20 protein-coding genes are annotated in these 20,546 nt (G+C 59.5%); 7 read left to right on the forward strand and 13 right to left on the reverse strand.

What is annotated here, in order from left to right; translation table 11 throughout:
• Positions 1 to 12: 12 nt before the first annotated feature.
• Together C2846_RS10335 and C2846_RS10340 are read left to right on the forward strand one after the other, a co-directional pair.
• The gene (locus tag C2846_RS10335) at positions 13 to 1,968 is read left to right on the forward strand and encodes a DUF389 domain-containing protein (RefSeq protein ID WP_119701390.1); all 1,956 of its coding nucleotides are present in this window, start codon (positions 13 to 15) and stop codon (positions 1,966 to 1,968) included.
• Between the two features lie 133 nt (positions 1,969 to 2,101).
• A complete protein-coding gene (locus C2846_RS10340; protein WP_080050828.1) occupies positions 2,102 to 2,641 on the forward strand; it encodes a glycine zipper 2TM domain-containing protein in 540 nt (179 codons plus the stop codon).
• Between the two features lie 232 nt (positions 2,642 to 2,873).
• On the opposite strand, the gene C2846_RS10345 is transcribed toward C2846_RS10340, so the two are convergent.
• Positions 2,874 to 3,755 (reverse strand): LysR family transcriptional regulator, encoded by an 882-nt coding sequence (locus tag C2846_RS10345; RefSeq protein ID WP_080050829.1) that lies wholly within the window; start codon positions 3,753 to 3,755, stop codon positions 2,874 to 2,876.
• A 99-nt stretch (positions 3,756 to 3,854) separates the two neighbouring features.
• Here C2846_RS10345 and C2846_RS10350 point away from each other — a divergent pair, with 99 nt between their 5' ends.
• Entirely contained in the window at positions 3,855 to 4,628 is a 774-nt protein-coding gene (locus tag C2846_RS10350) for a ferredoxin--NADP reductase (RefSeq protein ID WP_080050830.1), read from the forward strand.
• Between the two features lie 20 nt (positions 4,629 to 4,648).
• Here C2846_RS10350 and C2846_RS10355 read toward each other — a convergent pair whose 3' ends face one another.
• The 5 genes from C2846_RS10355 to aroC form a co-directional block, all read right to left on the reverse strand.
• Positions 4,649 to 5,410, reverse strand: a complete 762-nt coding sequence (locus C2846_RS10355; RefSeq protein WP_205890171.1) for an SDR family oxidoreductase — start codon at positions 5,408 to 5,410, stop codon at positions 4,649 to 4,651.
• Positions 5,411 to 5,599 carry a PLDc N-terminal domain-containing protein gene (locus C2846_RS10360; RefSeq protein WP_080050831.1) on the reverse strand — a complete coding sequence of 63 codons (189 nt, stop codon included), beginning with the start codon at positions 5,597 to 5,599 and terminating at the stop codon, positions 5,411 to 5,413. It abuts the gene before it with no gap.
• 71 nt (positions 5,600 to 5,670) lie between these two features.
• A complete protein-coding gene (locus C2846_RS10365) occupies positions 5,671 to 6,204 on the reverse strand; it encodes a hypothetical protein (RefSeq protein ID WP_080050832.1) in 534 nt (177 codons plus the stop codon).
• 85 nt (positions 6,205 to 6,289) lie between these two features.
• Positions 6,290 to 7,438, reverse strand: a complete 1,149-nt coding sequence (locus C2846_RS10370) for an MFS transporter (RefSeq protein ID WP_119701391.1) — start codon at positions 7,436 to 7,438, stop codon at positions 6,290 to 6,292.
• Positions 7,439 to 7,520: 82 nt separating this feature from the next.
• A complete protein-coding gene (gene aroC / locus C2846_RS10375; RefSeq protein WP_119701392.1) occupies positions 7,521 to 8,612 on the reverse strand; it encodes a chorismate synthase in 1,092 nt (363 codons plus the stop codon).
• A 126-nt stretch (positions 8,613 to 8,738) separates the two neighbouring features.
• On the opposite strand from aroC, the gene C2846_RS10380 reads away from it, so the two are divergent.
• Positions 8,739 to 9,512 (forward strand): sulfite exporter TauE/SafE family protein, encoded by a 774-nt coding sequence (locus C2846_RS10380; protein WP_119701393.1) that lies wholly within the window; start codon positions 8,739 to 8,741, stop codon positions 9,510 to 9,512.
• A 58-nt stretch (positions 9,513 to 9,570) separates the two neighbouring features.
• Complete coding sequence (locus tag C2846_RS10385) at positions 9,571 to 10,356, forward strand: hypothetical protein (protein WP_080050836.1); 786 nt, start codon at positions 9,571 to 9,573, stop codon at positions 10,354 to 10,356.
• Here the strand turns inward: C2846_RS10385 and prmB are convergent.
• Positions 10,348 to 11,253, reverse strand: coding sequence for a 50S ribosomal protein L3 N(5)-glutamine methyltransferase (gene prmB / locus C2846_RS10390; protein ID WP_080050837.1), 906 nt, complete (start codon positions 11,251 to 11,253; stop codon positions 10,348 to 10,350). The genes C2846_RS10385 and prmB overlap by 9 nt on opposite strands.
• A gap of 153 nt (positions 11,254 to 11,406) precedes the next feature.
• Here prmB and C2846_RS10395 point away from each other — a divergent pair, with 153 nt between their 5' ends.
• A complete protein-coding gene (locus C2846_RS10395; RefSeq protein WP_080050838.1) occupies positions 11,407 to 11,979 on the forward strand; it encodes a Smr/MutS family protein in 573 nt (190 codons plus the stop codon).
• A 2-nt stretch (positions 11,980 to 11,981) separates the two neighbouring features.
• Here the strand turns inward: C2846_RS10395 and C2846_RS10400 are convergent, their stop codons facing one another.
• From C2846_RS10400 to C2846_RS10415, 4 genes are all read right to left on the reverse strand, one after another.
• A complete protein-coding gene (locus C2846_RS10400; RefSeq protein ID WP_080050839.1) occupies positions 11,982 to 12,743 on the reverse strand; it encodes an SDR family oxidoreductase in 762 nt (253 codons plus the stop codon).
• A 255-nt stretch (positions 12,744 to 12,998) separates the two neighbouring features.
• Entirely contained in the window at positions 12,999 to 14,102 is a 1,104-nt protein-coding gene (gene mnmH / locus C2846_RS10405; protein ID WP_119701394.1) for a tRNA 2-selenouridine(34) synthase MnmH, read from the reverse strand.
• A complete protein-coding gene (selD, locus tag C2846_RS10410) occupies positions 14,102 to 15,139 on the reverse strand; it encodes a selenide, water dikinase SelD (RefSeq protein WP_080050841.1) in 1,038 nt (345 codons plus the stop codon). The genes mnmH and selD overlap by 1 nt, the downstream gene beginning before the upstream one ends.
• Positions 15,140 to 15,209: 70 nt before the next feature.
• The gene (locus C2846_RS10415; protein ID WP_119701395.1) at positions 15,210 to 16,211 is read right to left on the reverse strand and encodes a patatin-like phospholipase family protein; all 1,002 of its coding nucleotides are present in this window, start codon (positions 16,209 to 16,211) and stop codon (positions 15,210 to 15,212) included.
• Positions 16,212 to 16,301: 90 nt separating this feature from the next.
• On the opposite strand from C2846_RS10415, the gene C2846_RS10420 reads away from it, so the two are divergent.
• Positions 16,302 to 18,737, forward strand: a complete 2,436-nt coding sequence (locus C2846_RS10420) for a penicillin acylase family protein (protein WP_165443805.1) — start codon at positions 16,302 to 16,304, stop codon at positions 18,735 to 18,737.
• Between the two features lie 4 nt (positions 18,738 to 18,741).
• Here C2846_RS10420 and C2846_RS10425 read toward each other — a convergent pair whose 3' ends face one another.
• Positions 18,742 to 19,572, reverse strand: a complete 831-nt coding sequence (locus C2846_RS10425) for a DUF4892 domain-containing protein (protein ID WP_119701397.1) — start codon at positions 19,570 to 19,572, stop codon at positions 18,742 to 18,744.
• 73 nt (positions 19,573 to 19,645) lie between these two features.
• On the reverse strand, positions 19,646 to 20,512 hold the full coding sequence (locus tag C2846_RS10430) for an alpha/beta fold hydrolase (RefSeq protein WP_080050845.1): 867 nt from the start codon (positions 20,510 to 20,512) through the stop codon (positions 19,646 to 19,648).
• Between the last annotated feature and the right edge of the window lie 34 nt (positions 20,513 to 20,546).

The raw sequence follows: 20,546 nt of genomic DNA on the forward strand, positions 1-20,546 counted from the left end.
AAGGATTGTCCGGTGTCGCTCCACAACAAAGCTCTGGTCGTTTACCCGCACGCCCACGCCAACCGCCTCGAGTCGATCCGCGAATATGCGGCGACACAGGCCATCGAACTGTTCGAATTCACCACCGAAGAGTTTTTCAGCCAGCCCGGGCGCTGCCTGGACCAGACCGACCATGTCGTCATTCTGGCCGACGATGAAGACATGACCGAGCACGTCAATCTGGCCAAAACCCTGAATTTCTCGCTTGGCGTCATTCCGCTCAATCCCAGAAGTCGCCTGCACAAGTGGTTCAACATCCCAACCCAGCCCGAAGAGGCGCTTCAGTTGGCCTTTTCCTCAGACAGCACCGCGCTGGACATCATGCGCTGCAACGAGCAGGTGGTACTGGGCATGCTCATGCTCGGTGAAACCCCGTTTCTCGATCAGCGCAGCAAGACTTATCTGAACCGCCGCTCATCCCTCTGGCAGCTTCTGCTGTACCGCCTGGCCCTGGTCTGGAGTAGCCTGCGCAACTTGCTGAATATCAAACCCTTCGCCGTCACCCTGACCACTGGCCGCGAGGTCACCCTCAAAACTGCAATCACCGGCCTGGTCGCCATAGAGAACGATATCAACTGCGCCGCCGCCCGGCTGATCAACACCAGCCTGTCGGCCCAGGATGGCAAGATTTCCACCGTGCTGATTGCACCAAAGTCCATCAGCGAGTACCTGGGCTTTCTGGTCACCGCAATTTTGCGTGGCGAAGCGGGGGTCAAGCGCCTGCCCAGGGCACTGAGCTACATCAAGAGCCAGTACCTGAAGATTGAGTCGAGCCGACCACTGAGCTATTTCATCGACGGGCGCAAGCATGAGGCCAGTTGTATTGAACTGCAGCTCTACCCCGGCGCAGTCCGGCTAAACGCTGGCCCCATCGTCCAAGCTGGACAAAACGGTAGCACCCAGGTCAAGGACACCATGAAGGTCGACAACCTGCCACTCAATGAAACCCGTCTGAACATGATCCAGCACCACCTGCCACTGTTCACCCGGGCGCTGGAAGATGACTTCAAGGACCTGTTCCTGCTGCTGCGCGACAATGCCCAGGCTCACTCGCACTACATTGCGCTGATGGTGCTCAGCGTGATTGTTGCCAGCCTCGGCCTGTTTCTCTCCAGCGCCGCGGTGATCATCGGCGCAATGGTCCTGGCCCCGCTGATGGCTCCCATCATCTCTCTGGCCATGGGGCTGTTGCGCGGCGACCGCCTGCTGCTGCAGCGGTCACTGGCCACTATAGGAATTGGTGTCTTGCTGGCATTGACAACCGCCAGTCTGATCGCCCTACTAATCCCAATCGACAAGATCACCCCGGAAATGGCTGGACGCCTGCACCCCAACCTGCTCGACCTGGGCGTAGCAGTGGCCTCTGGTATTGCCGGAGGCTACGCCCATGCACGCGAAAGTGTGATGAAGAGCCTGCCAGGTGTAGCCATCGCTGTAGCACTGGTGCCACCGCTGTCGGTAGCCGGTATCGGCATCGGCTGGTGGCAGTGGGAAGTGTTCAGCGGCGCCATGCTGCTGTTCCTGACCAACCTGGTGGGTATCGCCCTGAGTGCCGCGCTGACCTTTCTGGTGCTCGGTTACGCCCCGCTGGTCAAGGCCAAGCGCGGCCTGGCGATCTCCGCCGCGCTGCTGGCAGCGGTTGCAGTCCCGCTGACCATTGCCTTCAGCGACATGCAGGACCGCTGGCAAATCGAGCGTGACCTGACTCGCGAGCCATTCAGTATCCACGGCAAAAGCATGAGCATGATCGGCCCGCAAGTCACTCGTCAGGGCGAGGTCATCGTTATTCGCGGCGACCTTGTCGCCGAACAGCCAATCCTGCTGGCTGACCTGCGTGCCCTTAAAACACGCCTGGAAATGCACTGGCAGCGGCCAGTCATGCTGGAACTGAACACCCGCATAAGGATGCGACCAACATCACAGAATTAGTAGTCCCAAGGGAACCAGTAGCACAATTGCAAGGTCTCAAGCCACAGACAACAGGGAAGTGTCCGAGAGCAATCAACCTATGATAAGCGCCGGCCAATGAACTGCCGGCCATGCAAGCCTTGGAGCCAGAACCATGAATAAATCAATGCTGTCAGGTATCGTTATCGGCGCGGTGGTAGCCACTGCGGGCGGTGCAATTGCCGGCTACAGTGCATTGACCAGCAGCAAACCACCGACCCACGCTGAGGTCATCAAGGTTGCCGAGATCAAGGAAACCGAACGCACTCCTCGCCAGGTATGCCAGGACGTAGCCGTAACCCGGCAAAAACCGGTCCAGGATCAACACAGAATCACCGGAACCGTCGCTGGCGCTGTTGTCGGCGGGGTGCTGGGCAATCAGGTAGGCGGCGGCAGTGGCAAAAAACTGGCCACCATCGCTGGCGCGGCAGCCGGCGGCTATGCCGGCAACCGGACTCAGGAACACCTGCAGAACAATAACACCTACACCACCACCGAACGGCGCTGTGAAACCGTCTACGACAGCCACGCCAAAGTGGTCGGTTATCAGGTTGACTACCGGATCGGGGAACAGGTTGGCAGTGTTCGCATGGACCACCACCCTGGTGACCAGATTCCGCTGCATGACGGCCAACTGGTGCTGGCCGGCCAGTAAGCGGATTGCCAACATAAAACGGAGCCCTCGCGGCTCCGTTTTTTTAGAACAAACACTGATTAATTACGCACAAGCCCGGCAGCCCGGTTGGCGCTGACCTGTTCTGGACTGTCGATGCCCCGGATGGGCATCGTCAAGCCCCCAGGGATGGGTTCACGGCGTGTCCAGAACAGGTCAGCGACAATTGGGCCGACACAGAAACTGGCTTAATCAGTGTTTCCTTTATACCTGCTCAACCACTCTCGCGGCACATTTCCAGCCAGCGCTGCATACCGGCACTACGGAACTTGTTGCGCTGCAAGGCAAAGTAGAAGCGTCGATGAAAATTGCGTTGCGGAACCGGTAGCGGCACCAGGCTCCCGCGCCGGAACGCATCGACCAGAGTAATCGCTGACAGACAACCGACTCCCAGTCCCGCCTCAACCGCACGTTTGATCGCTTCGGTGTGCTGTAGCTCAAGCTTGATGTTCAACTCCGGAAGCAACCCATGCATCGCCCAGTCGAAATGCTGACGGGTGCCCGAGCCTGATTCACGCACAATCCACTCAGTCGCCAGCAATTGCTCATCGCTCAGCCAGGGCTTGCCGGCCCAAGGATGGTCTGGCGCACAGAACACTACTAGCTCATCATCGCGCCAAGGCAGCATATCCAGTTCCGGGTGGTGTACCTCACCTTCGATCAGGCCGATATCCAGCTCGAAATTCGCCACTTTGCGCACAATCGTCGAAGTATTGGCCACTTCCAGCTCAACCCGCGCTCCCGCCTGTTCGCCCATATAGCGGGCCATGATTTCAACCGCCAGGTAATTACCAATACTCAGGGTCGCACCTACCTTTAGATGACCAATATCCTGATGGCGCTGCAACGTCAGTTCCAATTGCCGGGCCTGCTCCAGCAAGGCCTCGGCCCGGGGCCTGACGCTCTGCCCCAGCTCATTGAGCTGAAGCCGCTTGCCCACCCGGTCGAACAACTGCACATCAAACTGCGACTCAAGATCACGCAAGGCACTACTGGCCGCCGATTGCGACATGGCCAGGCTCTCTGCCGCACGAGTCAGATTGTTGTGGTGAGCTGCGGCCAGGAACACTTCCAATTGACGCAAGGTGTATCTCATTATCGATTTTCTCGATTATCAAAATAAAAATTAATCGCTTAACCGATAGATTAACCAACCGCTACACTGCCGGCAATCAAGAACGTAAAGGGGGATTTCATGGCTGGCTTCAATACCGAACGCGTACTCAGTGTCCACCACTGGACCGATAACCTGTTCAGTTTTCGCACCACACGTGACTCCGGGTTCCGCTTCAAGAATGGCCATTTCATCATGATCGGCCTTGAGGTCGAGGGCCGGCCACTGATGCGCGCCTACAGCATCGCCAGCCCCAACTACGAAGACACCCTTGAGTTCTTCAGCATCAAGGTGCCGGATGGCCCGCTGACTTCGCGACTGCAGAACATTCGTGAGGGTGATCAGATCATCATCAGCCGAAAGCCGACCGGCACTCTGGTGCTCGATCACCTGCTGCCAGGCCGCAATCTCTATCTGCTTAGCACCGGCACTGGCCTGGCGCCCTTCATCAGTATTATCCAGGACCCGGAAACCTACGAGCAGTATGACAAGGTGATTCTGACCCATGGCTGCCGCCATGTGCGCGAACTGGCTTATCAGGACCTGATCAACCAGCATCTGCCCAGCCATGAGTATTTCGGCGAACAGGTTCAGGACAAGCTGATCTATTACCCGACAGTGACGCGTGAACCGTTCCACAACCAGGGCCGCCTGACCGACCTGATGACCAGTGGCAAGCTGTTCGAAGATATTGGCCTACCCAAACCGAGCCTGGAGCACGACCGCTTCATGCTGTGCGGCAGCCCAAGCATGCTCAAGGACACCTGTGCCATTCTCGATGACTGGGGGTTTATGGAGGCCCGGCACGGCGACCAGGGTCACTATGTGATTGAGCGCGCCTTCGTTGAGAAATAACTCTCGCTGTGATGGATGCTCTACTCGGCGTAGAGCATCTGCCGCGTCATGCCACCATCGGCAACCAGATTCTGCCCGGTGATGAATCCTGCTTCCGGGCTCAGCAAAAAACTCACCAGCGCCCCTATATCCTCAGGCTGACCAACCCGCCCGACGGAGTGCTGTTCATGATCCAGTGCGCGCAGCGGATCGCTGGCCTGCAACGCTGGCGGCCTGGTATCAATCCAGCCTGGGCTGACCGCATTGACCCGAATGTCCGGCCCCAGACTCACGGCCATGGCATGAGTCAGCGCCACCAGCCCACCCTTGCTGGCGGCATAGGCCTCAGTATTGGCTTCCGACTGCAAGGCCCGGGTCGAGGCGATATTGACGATAGCTCCACCGCTTTCTCGCAGCAGCCTGAGCGCATGCTTGCTGACCAGAAAACTGCCGGTCAGGCTGGTTGTCAGCCAGCGATTCCAGGCTTCCAGAGTCAATTGCTCCAGCGGACCGCTATCAGGATCGGCAATTCCGGCATTGTTGACCAAGCCGTCAAGCTGACCAAAGTCCTCTTCGATCCGCTCCAGACAGCGAATAACCGCCGCCTCGTCACTCACGTCCAGCGTCACGAACTCCACCACGCCCAGCCGTGCCAACTCTTCAGCGGCCGCCTGGCCGGCCAGTTCATCGATATCCGCAATCACCACCGACCAACCTGCACGCAGCAGGCTGGTGGCAATCCCTTTACCAATGCCCCGGGCAGCGCCTGTAACCAACGCCACTCTGACAACTTCACGCTCCACTCAGGTGCGCCCTCCTCGCGGTCCGGCCACAAACCAGATAATCAGTCCCAACACGGGCAACAACACCACCAGAGCGATCCACAGCACCTTGGCGCCATTAGTCGCACCACTTTGAACGATATTGACGATGGCCCAGATATCCAGCAACAGGATGATCAAACCAAAAATGCCGCTGACATTCATATTCATCGGACTGCTCCTTGCTCGTCTGTCGGGATTGTCCCTGTGACACTATAGCCCAGACGCATAAGAGCGCTTCGTTAAAGATCCAGCGGCTCCAGCCCGACGAAAGGATCAGCCGTCAGCGGCTGTCCGCGCAAGTCGTCAGGCGTGCTGGCCAGGCATAGCAGCAAACAGCCCTGCCCGACCCTGGGCACGAAGCTCAACGGCGTGTCCGCCGGTAGCTCCAGCAGGCTGCCGGCTTCACAACATACAGCCAGAATCTGCGTCCCCCGCTGCAGAAACAGCGTGCCGGCTCCGCTCAGCAACAACCAGCCTAAAGGCCGGGCATGCTGGCAGGCCGGTTCGATTGATTGGCTGGTCGCTTCGGCATAGGCCGGCAACCCTTCGTAGCTGCGCAGCTCGCCGGCACTGTAATCACTGCCTGGTAGCTGCTCTCGCAGCATCTGCTGCCCCGCCGCCAGCCAGTCGCCCTGCTCGGCCAGCTCAACCGGCGCCAAACGCTGCAGGCCAATCCCCTGCTCTGCCAACGCCGCGAGGATATCCTCATCATGGGTCAGGAGCTTCTGCGGGCAGGCAAGCTGATCGTGGGCGTAGAGAACAAGAACTGTCATCGGCTGAATATCTGTTGGCGGCAAGGTTTGAGGGCAGTATACGGCCCCGCTGGCGATGCCGAAAGGCGGCTAAAGTCGCAACGACTCAAACCCTGGCATCCAGCCGTAAAGCCAGAATCAGCGCTGCACTGGCCGCCGCAAGGCTGGCCAGCACAAAGGTCCACAGCGGCCCCAGCGAACTCCAGCTATAACCGGCGTAGAGGGCTCCCAGGGCGCCGCCAACGCCCGCCAGCGTGGCATAAAGCGCCTGTCCCTGGCCTTGCTGGCGGTCATGAAAGCTGCGCTGCACAAAGTGAATTGCCGCCACGTGAAAACAGCCGAAGGTCGCCGCGTGCAGCAGTTGAGCCAACAATAACCAGGCCAGATTGTCAGCCAACGCACCCAGTAACAGCCAGCGGATGGCAGCCAGGATGAAGCTCGTTAGCAACAACTGTTTGAGGCTGAATAACGCCAGCACACGGGTCATGACCATGAACAGCAGGATCTCTGCCACCACACCCAACGCCCACATCAACCCAATCAGCCCCCGACTGTAGCCCAGGGCCTCCAGATGCAAGGTCAGAAAGGTGTAGTAAGGCCCATGGGATAGCTGCATCAAGGCGACACAGAGAAAGAACGCTGGCACTCCAGGCCGCCATAGTTGCAGCCAAAACCCACTACTGCCTTCAACACCGCGTCCAGCCGACCGTGGCGCTGGCGGCACCAGCAGACTGGCCAGAATAATTCCAAGCATGATCAACAACAGCATGGCCGGATACAGATCCAGACTGAAACGCCCAAACAGCCAGCCCAGGCCAACCACAGTCAGAATGAAGCCAACCGACCCCCACAGACGAATGCGGCTATAGCGCGCCGACTGCGGACCCAGATGCCCAAGGGTGATGGCTTCGAACTGCGGCAGTACCGCATGCCAGAAGAAACTGTGCAGAGCCATCACCAGTACCAGCCACCAATAGTCCTGGCGCAGAAAAATCAGACAGAAGCTCAGTGCAGTCAGCAGTGCGCCTAGCCGTACAATCAGTAGCCGCTGCCCGGTGCGGTCGCCCAGCCAGCCCCAGAGATTAGGGGCCAGGCAACGCATCAGCATGGGGATCGCGACCAACTCACCGATACGTGCAGGAGAAAAGCCCAGATGATCGAAGTACAACGCCAGAAACGGCGCCACCCCACCCAGCAGGGCGAAGTAGAACAGATAAAAGTTGGAAAGACGCCAGTAAGGCAGCGCACCGCTCATATCGCTGCGGCCCTCGCTTCAAAACAAACCCTGAGAGACTGAGCGGGCCGGCGCGCCGGGCTGCGCGCCGTCAGCATGGTGATTACAGCTGCCCCAGTACCGGAGTGGCCACCTGTACCCCGGCATTCTGGGCCCGGTGGCGCAACAGATGATCAATCAGCACAATCGCCATCATCGCCTCGGCGATCGGGGTAGCCCGGATACCTACACAGGGATCATGCCGGCCCTTGGTAATGACCTCGACCGGATTGCCGTCAACATCGATCGAACGGCCCGGCGTGGTAATGCTGGAAGTCGGCTTGAGCGCCAGATGGGCAATGATCGGCTGCCCCGAGGAAATACCACCCAGAACCCCGCCAGCGTTGTTGCTGACAAAGCCCTCCGGGGTCAATTCGTCACGGTGCTCAGTGCCGCGCTGGGCCACCGAGGCGAAGCCGGCACCGACTTCAACGCCCTTGACCGCGTTGATGCTCATCAGCGCATAGGCCAGCTCGGCATCCAGCCGGTCAAAGATCGGCTCGCCAAGCCCCGGCGGCACACCCTCGGCCACGACGGTAATGCGCGCCCCCACCGAGTCCTGATCACGGCGCAACTGGTCCATGTAGGCTTCCAGTTCCGGCACCTTGTCCGGGTCGGGGCTGAAGAATGCATTCTGGCCCACGGCTTCCCAGCTCTTGAACGGAATTTCGATCGGCCCGAGCTGGCTCATGTAACCGCGCACACTGATTCCCAGACTCGCAAGATACTTCTTGGCAATGGCCCCAGCGGCGACCCGCATGGCGGTTTCCCGGGCGGAACTGCGGCCACCGCCACGGTAATCACGGAGCCCGTATTTGTGGTGGTAGGTGTAGTCGGCGTGGGCCGGGCGAAACAGATCCTTGATCGCCGAGTAGTCCTTGGATTTCTGATCGGTATTTCGAATCAACAGACCAATCGGGCAGCCGGTGGTGCGCCCTTCGAACACGCCGCTGAGAATCTCGACCTCATCGGCCTCCTGACGCTGGGTAGTGTGCCGGCTGGTACCCGGCTTGCGCCGATCCAGCTCGATCTGCAGATCCTCGACAGACAGCTCCAGACCCGGCGGACAACCATCGACAATTGCCATCAAGCCCGGGCCATGACTCTCGCCGGCAGTAGTGACAGTGAACAGAGTGCCAATGGTATTTCCGGACATGCGCAGTACCCGACGTCAGATTCAAAGATTCAGATGAGCGCGCAGTATAGCGCCAGGCCGCAACGGGTGACAGTCCGAGACCTCGCCGTTAGCATGTTGCAACCCCGCCGCCTTAACGGAGCCACCATGCCTGAGCTGTTTGACGTGCTACTGCCCAGCACCCTGCCAGCAGCCACAACCCTGCTGCTGATAGCCCTGTCAGCCGTCACCTCGGCCATCACCGCCTCGCTGGGTATTGGCGGCGGCGTGCTGATGTTGGCGGTCATGGCTCTGGTGATGCCACCAACCGCCATCATTCCGGTACACGGGCTGGTTCAGTTCGGCTCCAATCTCAACCGCGCACTGATGACCCTGCGGCATATCAATCTACAGGTCATTGTCTGGTTCCTGCCCGGCGTCATACTGGGCGCCTGGCTGGCCAGCCTGATTCTGGTGGACCTGCCCGCCGCACTGATCCAACTCTGCATTGCCGGTTTCATCCTGCTGCTGGTCTGGGGCCCGGCGATCCCCAAAGTGGCTACCGGTCGCTTTGGTACCTTAGTGGCCGCCACCCTGACCACCTTTATCAGCCTGTTCGTTGGCGCCACCGGCCCGTTGGTTGCAGCCTTTGTCAAACAGCAGCAGGCCGGCGAACGGTTCTCCACCGTCGCCACCTTTGCCGCCGCCATGAGTCTGCAACATGCACCCAAAGCTGTCGTCTACGGCGCCGCCGGGTTTGTATTTTTCGATTGGCTGGGCCTGATCCTGTTGATGATCGCGGCCGGAGCACTGGGCACCTGGCTTGGCCTGCACCTGCTAAGGCACCTAAATGATCGGCGCTTCGCTTGGATTTTCAATGGCCTATTGACCCTGCTTGCGGTACGTTTGCTGTGGCAGGCTTGGACAGGCTGGCCAAGTTAAGACTCAAGTTGCCAGAGCAATGGCCGATAGTTTCGCTGACAAGCCAATGGAAACCGTCATGAGCAGTGCAGAACAGGCCCCTTCGCAAGCCACCAGAGAACCGGCAGAAAAGCCGGTGCGTAACCCGTTCGCCAATGCCAAGCCGTCTGACTTCTACTGGATTCAGCTACGCCCGATCTTCAAAGGCCGGCAACTGGCCCAGACTGAAGTACTGGCCCAGGTTGCGGTCACCCATGAACAGGTTGCCAGTCTGGAACTACTGCGCCTGCAGGCAAGAATCGAAGGGGAAACCCCAGGCGGCAACCTCAACACCCTGGAAGTGCTGGTCGACCACAAACACCAGCGGCTGCGCTTTGGCCCACCGGAAGGGATTCAGATGGGCCCACCTCAACGCGGCCTGGCCGGTTTTTTACTGGCGCAACTGATTGACTGGTGTCAGCGCAACTGCCCTGACTACGCAGTAACCCCCATCATGCTCCACAGTGCGGATGTAGCCACCGAAGAGTTGCGCCTGATCCGCGAGCGACTGCTCAAGCGCGCCGGTTTTTTCATCCACTACACCGACGAGGCCATGAGCCAGGGAAAAGCCCAGGCCAACCGTGCCTCGGACCTGATCAGCAGCTGGAATACCGAGCTGATCCAGCCACTTCAGGTCAGTGAGCTACTGCGCCAATTGCGCGAGCAGGAAACCGCCAACCGCAAACTACAGGCTGAACTCAGCACTCTGCAGGCCACCCTGGAGCACTTCAAGCGCAACGATCTGGGTCACCGCTTCGCGATTGGCTGCCTGATCGTCTTTGCCGTGTTTCAGGCGTTGATGTTGCTATGGGTGGTATTACGCTGAAAACAGCGCCTGATGGCGGCGACACTGTTCTGCCGTCAGCACGAAGACCCCGTGACCACCACGCTCGAAGTTGACCCACTCGAAGTCGACATCAGGCCAGGCCGTTGCCACATGTACCATGCTATTGCCCACTTCGATCACCAACAGACCATCCTCGCTTAGGTGATCCGCCGCCTGGGCCAGCATTCTGCGCACCAGATCCAGCCCATCGTCACCCGCAGCCAGGCCCATTTCTGGCTCATGGTGGTACTCATCCGGCAGGTCGGCCATGTCTTCAGCATCGACATACGGCGGATTGCTGACAATCAGATCAAAGCGCTCGCCCGGCATCCCATCAAAGCCGTCCGACCAGCGCGCCTCAACCCGTTCAGCCAACTGGTGCAAATCGATGTTGGCCTCAGCCACTGCCAGCGCATCGGCGGACAGATCGGCCAGCAGCACCTCGGCTTCGGGGAAGGCATAGGCACAGGCAATACCAATGCAGCCGCTGCCACAGCACAAATCGAGAATCTGCTGCGGCTCGCGCTCCAGCCACGGCGAGAAACGCCGCTCGATCAGCTCGGCAATCGGCGAGCGCGGCACCAGCACCCGCTCATCCACCAGAAAATCGAGCCCGGCAAAGCGCGCCTGCCCGGTCAGATAGGCCGCTGGGATGCGCAAATCGATACGCTGGTGCAGCAAGGCCAGAACAGTCTCGCGCTCTTCATCGGTCACCTGGCAGTCGCTGTACTCGGCGGTGGTTTCCCATGGCAGATGCAATGCGTGCAACACCAGCAGACGCGCCTCATCCCAGGCGTTGTCGGTACCGTGGCCGAAGTACAGACCGGCCTGATGGAAACGGCTGACGCCCCAGCGCACCAGGTCCTTGATTCGGGTCAAACGGGATACATCGCTCATAATAGCCTCTTAAGAACCTGTCCATGATCTGCTGCGCGCCGGCCCTGGGGTCTGGACAGATCTAGTGTTATTGACTGCCAGCTATTCTAACCTGCGCAGGCACGGCTTCTACTGATAAACTTCAGGTTTTTGCAGCCAGTTCAGCCCAGAACCATGAGCCACGATTCCAACGACACCGACGATCTCGAGCTGTTTCGCAGCGCAGTCAAAGGCGCCAAGCCCCTACGCGTCGATCAGGCCGATACCGGCAAGCCCCGGATCGACAAAGACCGGCTTCAAGCCCGTCGCCAGGGGGCACTGACCGGACAGGAACCGGTACGGGTGGATGGCCTCTCCGACCAGTTCGTTATCGATGTACACCCTGAAGAGGAGCTGGCCTGGGCCGGCAACGGTATCCAGGACAGTCAGTTGCGTAAACTCAAGGGCGGACAGATCCCCTTTGACGGGTCGATCGACCTGCACGGCATGACCGTGGAAAAAGCCCGCGACCTGTTGTGGGAGTTTCTTGCCGAAGCCACCCGCCTGGAAATACGTTGCGTGCGGGTAACCCATGGTAAAGCGGTACGCAAGGATGGGCGCAAACCCATCCTCAAGAGCCACGTCAACACCTGGCTGCGCCAGCACCCGCAGGTGCTGGCGTTTAGTTCCTGCCTGCCGCGCCATGGCGGCACCGGCTCGGTCTACGTGCTACTCAAGCGCACCATGCTTGAAGGACGGGATGAGTAGGTTCAAATACAGGTTGCGCCGCCATCGACCGGCAAGGCAATCCCGGTTGTGAAGCCCGCACCTTCCGAGCACAGATAGAGTACCGCCGCGGCGATCTCTTCGGCCTTGCCCAAACGTCCGACCGGATGCATTGCCGCAGCGAACTCAGCCTTGCGCGGCTCAAGGGCCGCAGCCCGGCGGAACATATCAGTATCGATAACCGCCGGGCACACGGCATTGATGCGAATGCCTTTTTTGGCATATTCCACCGCTGCCGAACGGGTCAGACCCAATACTGCGTGCTTGCTGGCGGCGTAGATGCTCATCTTCGGCGCCGCACCCAGCGCAGCTACCGAAGCGGTATTGACAATAGCTCCGCCGCCCTGGGCCAGCATCAGAGGCAATTCGAAGCGCATGCACTGCCAGACGCCCTTGACGTTGACATCCATGATGCTGTCGAACACCTCTTCATTGCCGTCGGCCAGCTTGTCCTTCTCAATCTCGATACCAGCGTTGTTGAACGCACAATCCAGACGGCCAAACTCGGCCTTGATCTGCCCCATCATGGCCTCGACCTGATCAGCCTTGCGCACATCGCAGGCAATGAACAGAGCCTTTGCGCCCGCAGCGCGAATGGCCTGGGCCAGCGCTTCACCGCCCTGGACGTCGATATCCGACACCACAACGCTGGCGCCTTCTGCGGCAAACGCCTCAACGGTTGCCTTACCGATCCCAGCGGCACCACCGGTAACCAGGGCTACCTTACCTTCGAACTGCTTACCCATCTGTCTCACTCCTGACCAATACACTGCCGAAGACATTTCGGCCTATCCAGACAGATCATAAAAGAGAAAAAGTCAGAAACCGACCAGATTGACGAAATTGTTCACGAAACATGCCCAGAACCAATAACCGGCCCCACTGGCTGTTGATGAACCGGAAAGGATTGCCCCGTCATTGCCAGGAGCACAGCAACGCGGCAATCCATCGCAGCCTGAACCCCCGCCTTCGCATGACGGTATATAGGTGGCAGCGATTACTCAGTGGCTCGCGCGCTCGCGCAGATACTCAATCACAGCTACCTGCTCGCCACTGAATACCACTCGCGCCTCTTTGCCACTACGCTGATAGGCATACATCGGGTCGTAGTATTCATTGAGCAAAGTCTCGATCCAGCCACAGTGATCGGATACGTCGCCACTGCGCTGCTGGATTGCCAAGGCATCACTCATCAGTCTTTCAAGCTGCTGATAGCGCTCACCGCCCAGGCGCTTGCGAATTCGCTGCAAGCTTCCCAGCAGATGGGCCGAGAGCGCCTGGAAAGCCTGTTCGGGCTGATCGGGGTGGAGCAGTGCAAACTCAGCCTGCATGTCCACCACGTAATCCTTGAGGATACGCTGGACGCGGTTGTCGAAGCTGTCTTCCAGCCATACCAGCGGAGCATCCTGCATGACACGGTAGAGCTCCAGCGGCACCGAGCAACTACCAACGATGCGCCCTTCATCCTCCAGAACCAGACTGCGATGACCCGCCTCGCGGCGGTGCAGGATCTCGATCGCCAAACGATTCTCAAAATCGATCTGCGATGGCTGCGGAGTCGCATGACGACCAAAACTCGAGCCCCGGTGGTGGGCATGCCCTTCCAGATCCAGACTGTTATCCAGGGCAGTGATGACCTCAGTCTTACCCGTACCAGTCAGCCCGGCCACCAGCAGCAGCGGGCAATCAACGACAGCCTGCTCCAGGGTATCGATCAGAAACCGGCGCATGGCCTTGTAACCGCCGATCACCCGCGGATAGTCGACGCCAGCCTCAGCCAGCCATTGCTGGACTATCTGCGAACGCAAACCGCCCCGAAAACAGAACAGATACCCCTCTGGATGGGCCTGGGCGAAGGCCAGCCACTGCTCGACCCGGGCCGCCTTGACTTTGCCGCCAACCAGTTGGTGACCCAGGGCAATGGCCGCCTGTTGCCCCTGCTGTTTGTAACAGGTCCCCACTTTCTGCCGCTCAGCATCGGTCATCAGCGGGTGATTGACTGCACCGGGAAAAGCGCCCTTGGCATGTTCGACCGGGGCCCGCACATCCATCAGCGGTACCTGATCAAGGAACAGCCGACGGAAATCCTCGGTATTGCTACGCATCAAACCACCTCGACCCAGACTTCACCATCACTGGGCAAGCATTCGCCAATCGCGGTCAGTTGCAGCCCCTCTTGCGCCGCCAATGCCATGAATGCCTGCTCGGCCTCCGGCGCCACGGCTACCAGCAAACCGCCACTGGTTTGCGGGTCGCACAGCAGGTCACGCCAGGCTTGCGGCATGTCTGCCACTTTGTGCCCATAGCTGGCGAAATTGCGTCCGGTACCACCCGGGATGCAGCCCTGTTCCAGGTAGTAATCAACGCCGTTAATCCGCGGCACCCGGGCCTGCTCGATACGCGCCTTGACCTGCGAGCCTTCAGCCATTTCCACCAGGTGGCCAAGCAGACCGAAACCGGTAACATCGGTCATTGCCTGCACCCCTTCCAATGTGGCGAAACGCTGACCAGACCGGTTCAGGCGGCACATCAGGTCACGGGCAACGCCAACATCCTCGGCCCGCAGCTTCTTCTGCTTTTCAGCCGTGGTAAGAATGCCGATGCCCAGCGGCTTGGTCAGGTACAACCGGGCTCCGGCCTTGGCCTGATCATTACGCTTGAGCTGACTGCGGGTGACTTGCCCGGTGACCGCCAGACCGAAAATCGGTTCAGGGGCATCAATCGAGTGACCGCCAGCCAATGGCATGCCTGCCTCGGCGCAAACGGCACGGGCCCCGGCGATGACCTCGCCGGCAATCGCTGGGGCCAGCACATTGACCGGCCAGCCCAAAATGGCGATGGCCATCAATGGTGTGCCGCCCATGGCGTAGATATCGCTGATTGCATTGGTGGCGGCGATGCGGCCAAAGTCATAGGGATCATCAACGATGGGCATGAAGAAATCGGTGGTGCTGACGATGCCGGTCTCATCATCCAGACCGAAAACTGCTGCATCATCCCGACTGGCGTTGCCCACCCACAACCGCTCGAAACGGGGACCGGGTTGGCCGACCGCCAGGATTTCATCCAGCACCTTGGGAGATATCTTGCAGCCACAGCCGGCACCATGGCTGTATTCGGTCAATCGCACGGTCTGAGTCATGCCTTAATCTCTCACTCTCGCTCATTGGCAGATCGGGACCGGCATTCTACCAGCTGCGGCGAGCCGCGCATCAATGCCGGCTGCGCTCGAACCGATCCAGGGTATCGCTGGCCACCTGACGGCCCAGCTCAATCAGCTCAGGAGCCCGGTAAAACTCGAAAAACCGGCACAGCCGCTTGGGTACATCAATCACCAGATCAGGGGGGTAGCCCGCGATCTTGTACTGGGTCAGGGAGGCCTGCATCGCTTCGAAGGACAGGGTCACCAGTTCGAGCATGCTGGCCGGGCCCACACTTTCTTCAACCTCGAGCGGCTTGCCCTGATCCTGTTCACGCGAGTGCGGCGCTTCAGGCTGCCCCACCGTCTCACTCTCTGGCAGATAGGCTAGGGCATCCCCCTCCGGCGAGGGCTCAGCACCCTTGCGCGCCAACCAGTTGCGAAACTTGAACATTTCCAGCCACTGCTCCCACTGCTGACGCACCGGGGCCGGACGCTCAATCACCGGCAGAGTGTAGCCATTGGTGTGAGTGGAGTTGAGGTTGACAGCAATAATCAGATCGCAGTGCGCCGACACCACCGGAATGATCGGTAACGGGTTGAGCAGGCCACCATCGACCAGCACTCGCGAGCCCTGGCGAACCGGCGAGAACAAACTGGGGATCGCAGCCGAGGCACGCATGGCCTGGTGCAGACAGCCCTGCTGGAACCAGACCTCCTGCTGATTGGTCAGGTCGGCCGCTACTGCGGTGAAAGGGATTGCCAGATCTTCGATCTGCTGATCACCCAGCATCTCACGAATCCGGCCGAAGACTCGCTCGCCACGGATTGCGCCCAGATTGCCGAAGCCGATATCCAGCAGGCGCAAAACGTCCAGATAATCCAGCCCTGAGACCCAGTCACGGTAGTCGTCCAGCCGTCCGGCAGCATAAATCCCGCCAACTACCGCCCCCATTGAGCACCCGGCGATACAGCCAATCTCGTAGCCCCGGCGCTCGAGTTCTTCGATGACGCCGATGTGGGCATAGCCCCTGGCTCCGCCGCTACCCAGCACCAGTGCAACACGCAACCCCATGTTCAGTTCTCCATTCGGTGAATCCGGATTGACGAGGACAGTCCCACTAAGCATGATGCCCGGACCGTTCCGTTCTAACCAAGGTCAATCGTGATTAAAGGTCGTCAATCCACCAAGATAAAACTGCTGGCCGCTCTGTCTCTGCTGGCGATTGTGCTGATCGCCGGCTGGAACTGGGTTCAACACACCGCCGAGGCCCGGCGTAGCGGCCAGCTCAACTTGACCGGCCTCAAGGCTCCGGTCAATGTATTTTACGATGCCTGGGGGGTTCCCCACATCGATGCCAGCAACGACCTTGACGCCTATCGCACCCTGGGTTATCTGCATGCGCAGGATCGACTGTTCCAAATGGACATGTTGCGCCGAATTGGTGCCGGCCGGCTATCCGAACTGTTTGGCCAGGACTCGTTCAATACCGACCGATTCTTCCGCACCCTGGGAATCAGCCGCTATGCCCGCCAGTATGCCGAACGTCTTCAGGAGCAAAGCGACAAGCCTCACGTGCAGTTGATCAAAGCCTATCAGGACGGAATCAATCAATACATCGATCAGGGCGGACGCCCAGTCGAATACCGCCTGCTGATGACCCGTCCGGATTATTTCAGCACAGCCGATATCGCCCACATCATGGGCTATATGGCCTACTCCTTCGCTGAAGCATTCAAGACCGATGCGCTGGTTGACCATGTTCGCGGTACCCTGGGTCCACGTCACATGCAGGACCTGGTGCCAGGCTGGCCAGACAACCTGCCGCCCCGCGCCCAGTCCCATAGCCCGAGTCAAACCAGCCTGCTGACACCCCTATTGGAGCAGTTGGCCGAAGTTGAACGCAGCGTCCCTGCTGGCCAGTTCATGGGCAGCAACGCCTGGGCAGTCAGTGCCGAGCGCAGCCGCAATGGCGCTCCATTGCTGGCCAATGACCCACATATCGGGTTTTCGGTTCCAGCGGTATGGTACGAAGCTCATATCCGCACCCCTGAGCATGAGGTTTACGGACACTTCCTCGCGGGTCTGCCGTTCGCCCTGCTCGGACAAACCCGTCAGCATGCCTGGGGACTGACCATGCTGATGAACGATGAGATCGACTTTTACCGTGAACGAGCCAACCCCGACAATCCAGAACAGGTCTGGGCGGTCGATCGCTGGCAACGCTTGCGGGTACACGAAGAGGTTATCAAGATTCGTGGTCAGGAAGACCGCCTGGTCCGCATGCGCAGCTCGCGTCACGGCCCGATCATCAACGATCTACCGGGCGAACTGGAAAGCCTGGAGCGTCAACCGGTCAGCCTGTTCTGGACCTTCCTTGACCCCGAGAACGATTCGGCCGAAGCCTTTTACGGGTTTGCCCGTGCCAACAACATGCAGGAGTTCGAGGCGGCCGCAGCACTGCACTGGTCACCAGGTCTGAATGTTGTGTATGCCGACGTTGAAGGCAATATCGGCATGTGGGCGATTGGCCGACTCAAGCGCTGGCCGGCCAGCAGCAATGGCTTTGCTTTGCTCAATGGCGGCAGTGGCCGCGACGACTTCCTCGGTTATCAGCCGTTTTCGGCCAACCCTCGGGTCATCAACCCGCGCGAGGGTTATCTGTTCAGCGCCAACAACCCCTACCCCAACAGCAATCCTCGGCGCATCCTGCCCGGTTATTACGCCCCAAGTGAGCGAGCCGAGCGTCTGGCCGAACTGCTGAACAGCGACGAGCCTTTCGATCTCGCCAGGTTCAAGGCCATGCAGCTCGACACGCAGCGTCCCCAGGCCCTGGCCATGGTCCGTGACGCTCTGCCACTGTTCAATGAACACCTGCTGCGCACTGATCTGCGCGCCCCTGCTGAGCGTGCCATGGCGATCCTGGGCGAATGGGACGGCAACTTCCAGCGAAGCAGCGTGGGCGCCACCATTTTCCAGCGCTGGCAGGAAAAGCTCATGGAAGCCCTGTTCGCTGACGAACTGGGCCCCCGCTATGAGTTTTTCCGCAACACTTACATGGCCGAAAAAAGCCTGAACAGCCTGTACTGGAAACCGGCTTCACCCTGGTGGGACAACCGCCTGCAGCCAACCCTGGACGGACGTCAGGCTGCAATCGAGCATGCCTGGGCACGCACCTTCGAGTCGCTGGTAGAACAGTTCGGGATTGATCCGAATGACTGGACCTGGGACCGGATGATCAGCCTTCAACACATTCATCCGCTGGCGGACAAAACCTGGTTCGGCAGCCGATTCAATACCGACCCGGTGATCGTCGACGGCGGCCGCGAAACGCTCAACAACATGGCCTTTGACCTGGGCGGCAGTAGCTACCGGGTCAAGGCTGGCCCCTCAACCCGGCGAATGATAGATCTGGGCGATCTCAACGGCACTCTGGGCATCAATCCGCTGGGGCAGTCGGGCAACCCATTCGACCGGCATTACGACAACCAGGCCGAACTGTTCAATGCAGGTCGTTACCGCACTCAACTGTTCGACTGGCTGGCGATTCAGGCTCTGCCCGACCGTCTGGAGGTGCGCCCCGCACGCCGTCAGCGCTGATGGGTCAGAGCGTACTGATCCGAATCCCCACCTCCGGACTAGGCTCCCCTACCTCCAGGCGCTGATCCCGGATACCCCGGTCAACCAGCGCCTGAACGAAAGCTGGCGCCTGCACTCCGTGAACCGCTACGCGCATACGCATATCGGTTCGCAGAGCACGATTAAGCAGATCAAGCCAAGTGCGAGTGGCCTCACTGTCGGGATCGGTCATGTCGGCATTTGGCAGGTCAATCGACCCGTCCGCCCGAAGGACCTTGACCAGCGTCGCCGGTGTCGGATATAGATCCTCGGTTACTGGCTGATCCGGGGTGAACTGGTCAATGTGCAAAAACACCTGGCGATTGCCGCGGGTAATCGCGTAAAGACTGATGAAACGCTGCGGCTCGTCATCCAGGCGCATGGATACATAGGCCTGATTATCTTCAGGGCCATACAGACGGGCGAACCCCAACACCTGATTGGCCCACAGGCTGCTGCTGCCACATTCACGGCCTTCGCAGAAATACAGCATGCGGTGCGGCTGCGCCAGCACCTGGCGCTTGGCATGCAGGAAAGCCTCAGTTCTGTCGTGTCCTGCAGGAATTTCCAGAGTCACCCTTATCAGTTCGCCGGTAGTACGCACTTCGCGCTCGGCTCGCAATTGATTGTTGATCCGCCGGATGCTGCCGATCACCACGCCGTGATCGACGCTTTCCTCCACTACCTGCTGTACTATCGACGAGCGCGGAAAGGGCTCAATGACCAGTCGTTCGTTCGCCGCAGCCCACCCCACTGGGCCCAAGACGAACAGGGCTATGGCTGCCCCTCCCAATCCAACACGCGATCTGTACAACATCGACACTCCTTATGGCCAAACGCAACCTGGATACAGGTTCATGCTGCAAGCCTTGCCCAGTGCGCCTGAGTGGTCAAGCCAGGCCTTGGAAAAAACTGTCAAGAATCGTTGCCACTTCCGGGGCCTGGCTTTCAAGATGCAGGTGATGGCCACCATCAATCCGATGCACGACGATATGTTCGAAGCGCTCGATCCGCTCCAATACCTGGGGATGCTTATGCATGACGCCCTGATTGGCCAGCACCAGACTCACCGGTGAGCGGATCGCCTCAATAAAGGTCAGTGCATGTCGGCTGGTAAATCGTAATGGTGAAGGCAGCATCAACTGCGGATCGGTGCGCCAGGTCCAACCGCCGTGGTCAGACATCAGCCCTCGCTCGACCAGGATACCCGCGGCCTCGCGTGACAATGGCGTGGTTCCGCCCATGACCCGCGCACTGACCGCCTGTTCCATACTGCGATAAACCGGTTTGCGCTTGCTGCTAAGCGCCAGGCTGGCTTCGAAGAAGCGTGCCATCTGCTTGGGTGCATCGTCGGCTTCGGAGGTGAATGGCAGCAAACCATCGATCAACCCTGCACCAATGACCCGCTCCGGCAAGGTTCCGGAAAGAATCCCGCTGATGATTGCACCCATTGAGTGACCAAGCAGAGCAAAGCGCTCCCAGCCCAGACTTTCAGCCACCTGCAACACTGTCGCGGCCTGCTGCCAAAGACTGTAACCACCGGCAGGCAGGTGCCCGGACAGCCCATGACCAGGTAAATCCAGCGCCACCAGATGAACGCCCTGCAGACGTGGTGCAATCAGGTCGAAGGTGGCAGCATTGTCCAGCCAGCCATGCAGGCCGATAACCGGCAAACCGTCAGGATCACCCCAGACCTTAGCCGCAACCTCAATGGACGGCAGATTGAATCGCACCTCGTGACTACTTGTTGTTTGCATGTCGACTTCTCGGCTCTTGTTCAGGCCCAGACCC

Origin of the sequence: Pseudomonas jilinensis, from assembly GCF_003586265.1 — a bacterium.
GTDB lineage: Bacteria > Pseudomonadota > Gammaproteobacteria > Pseudomonadales > Pseudomonadaceae > Halopseudomonas > Halopseudomonas phragmitis.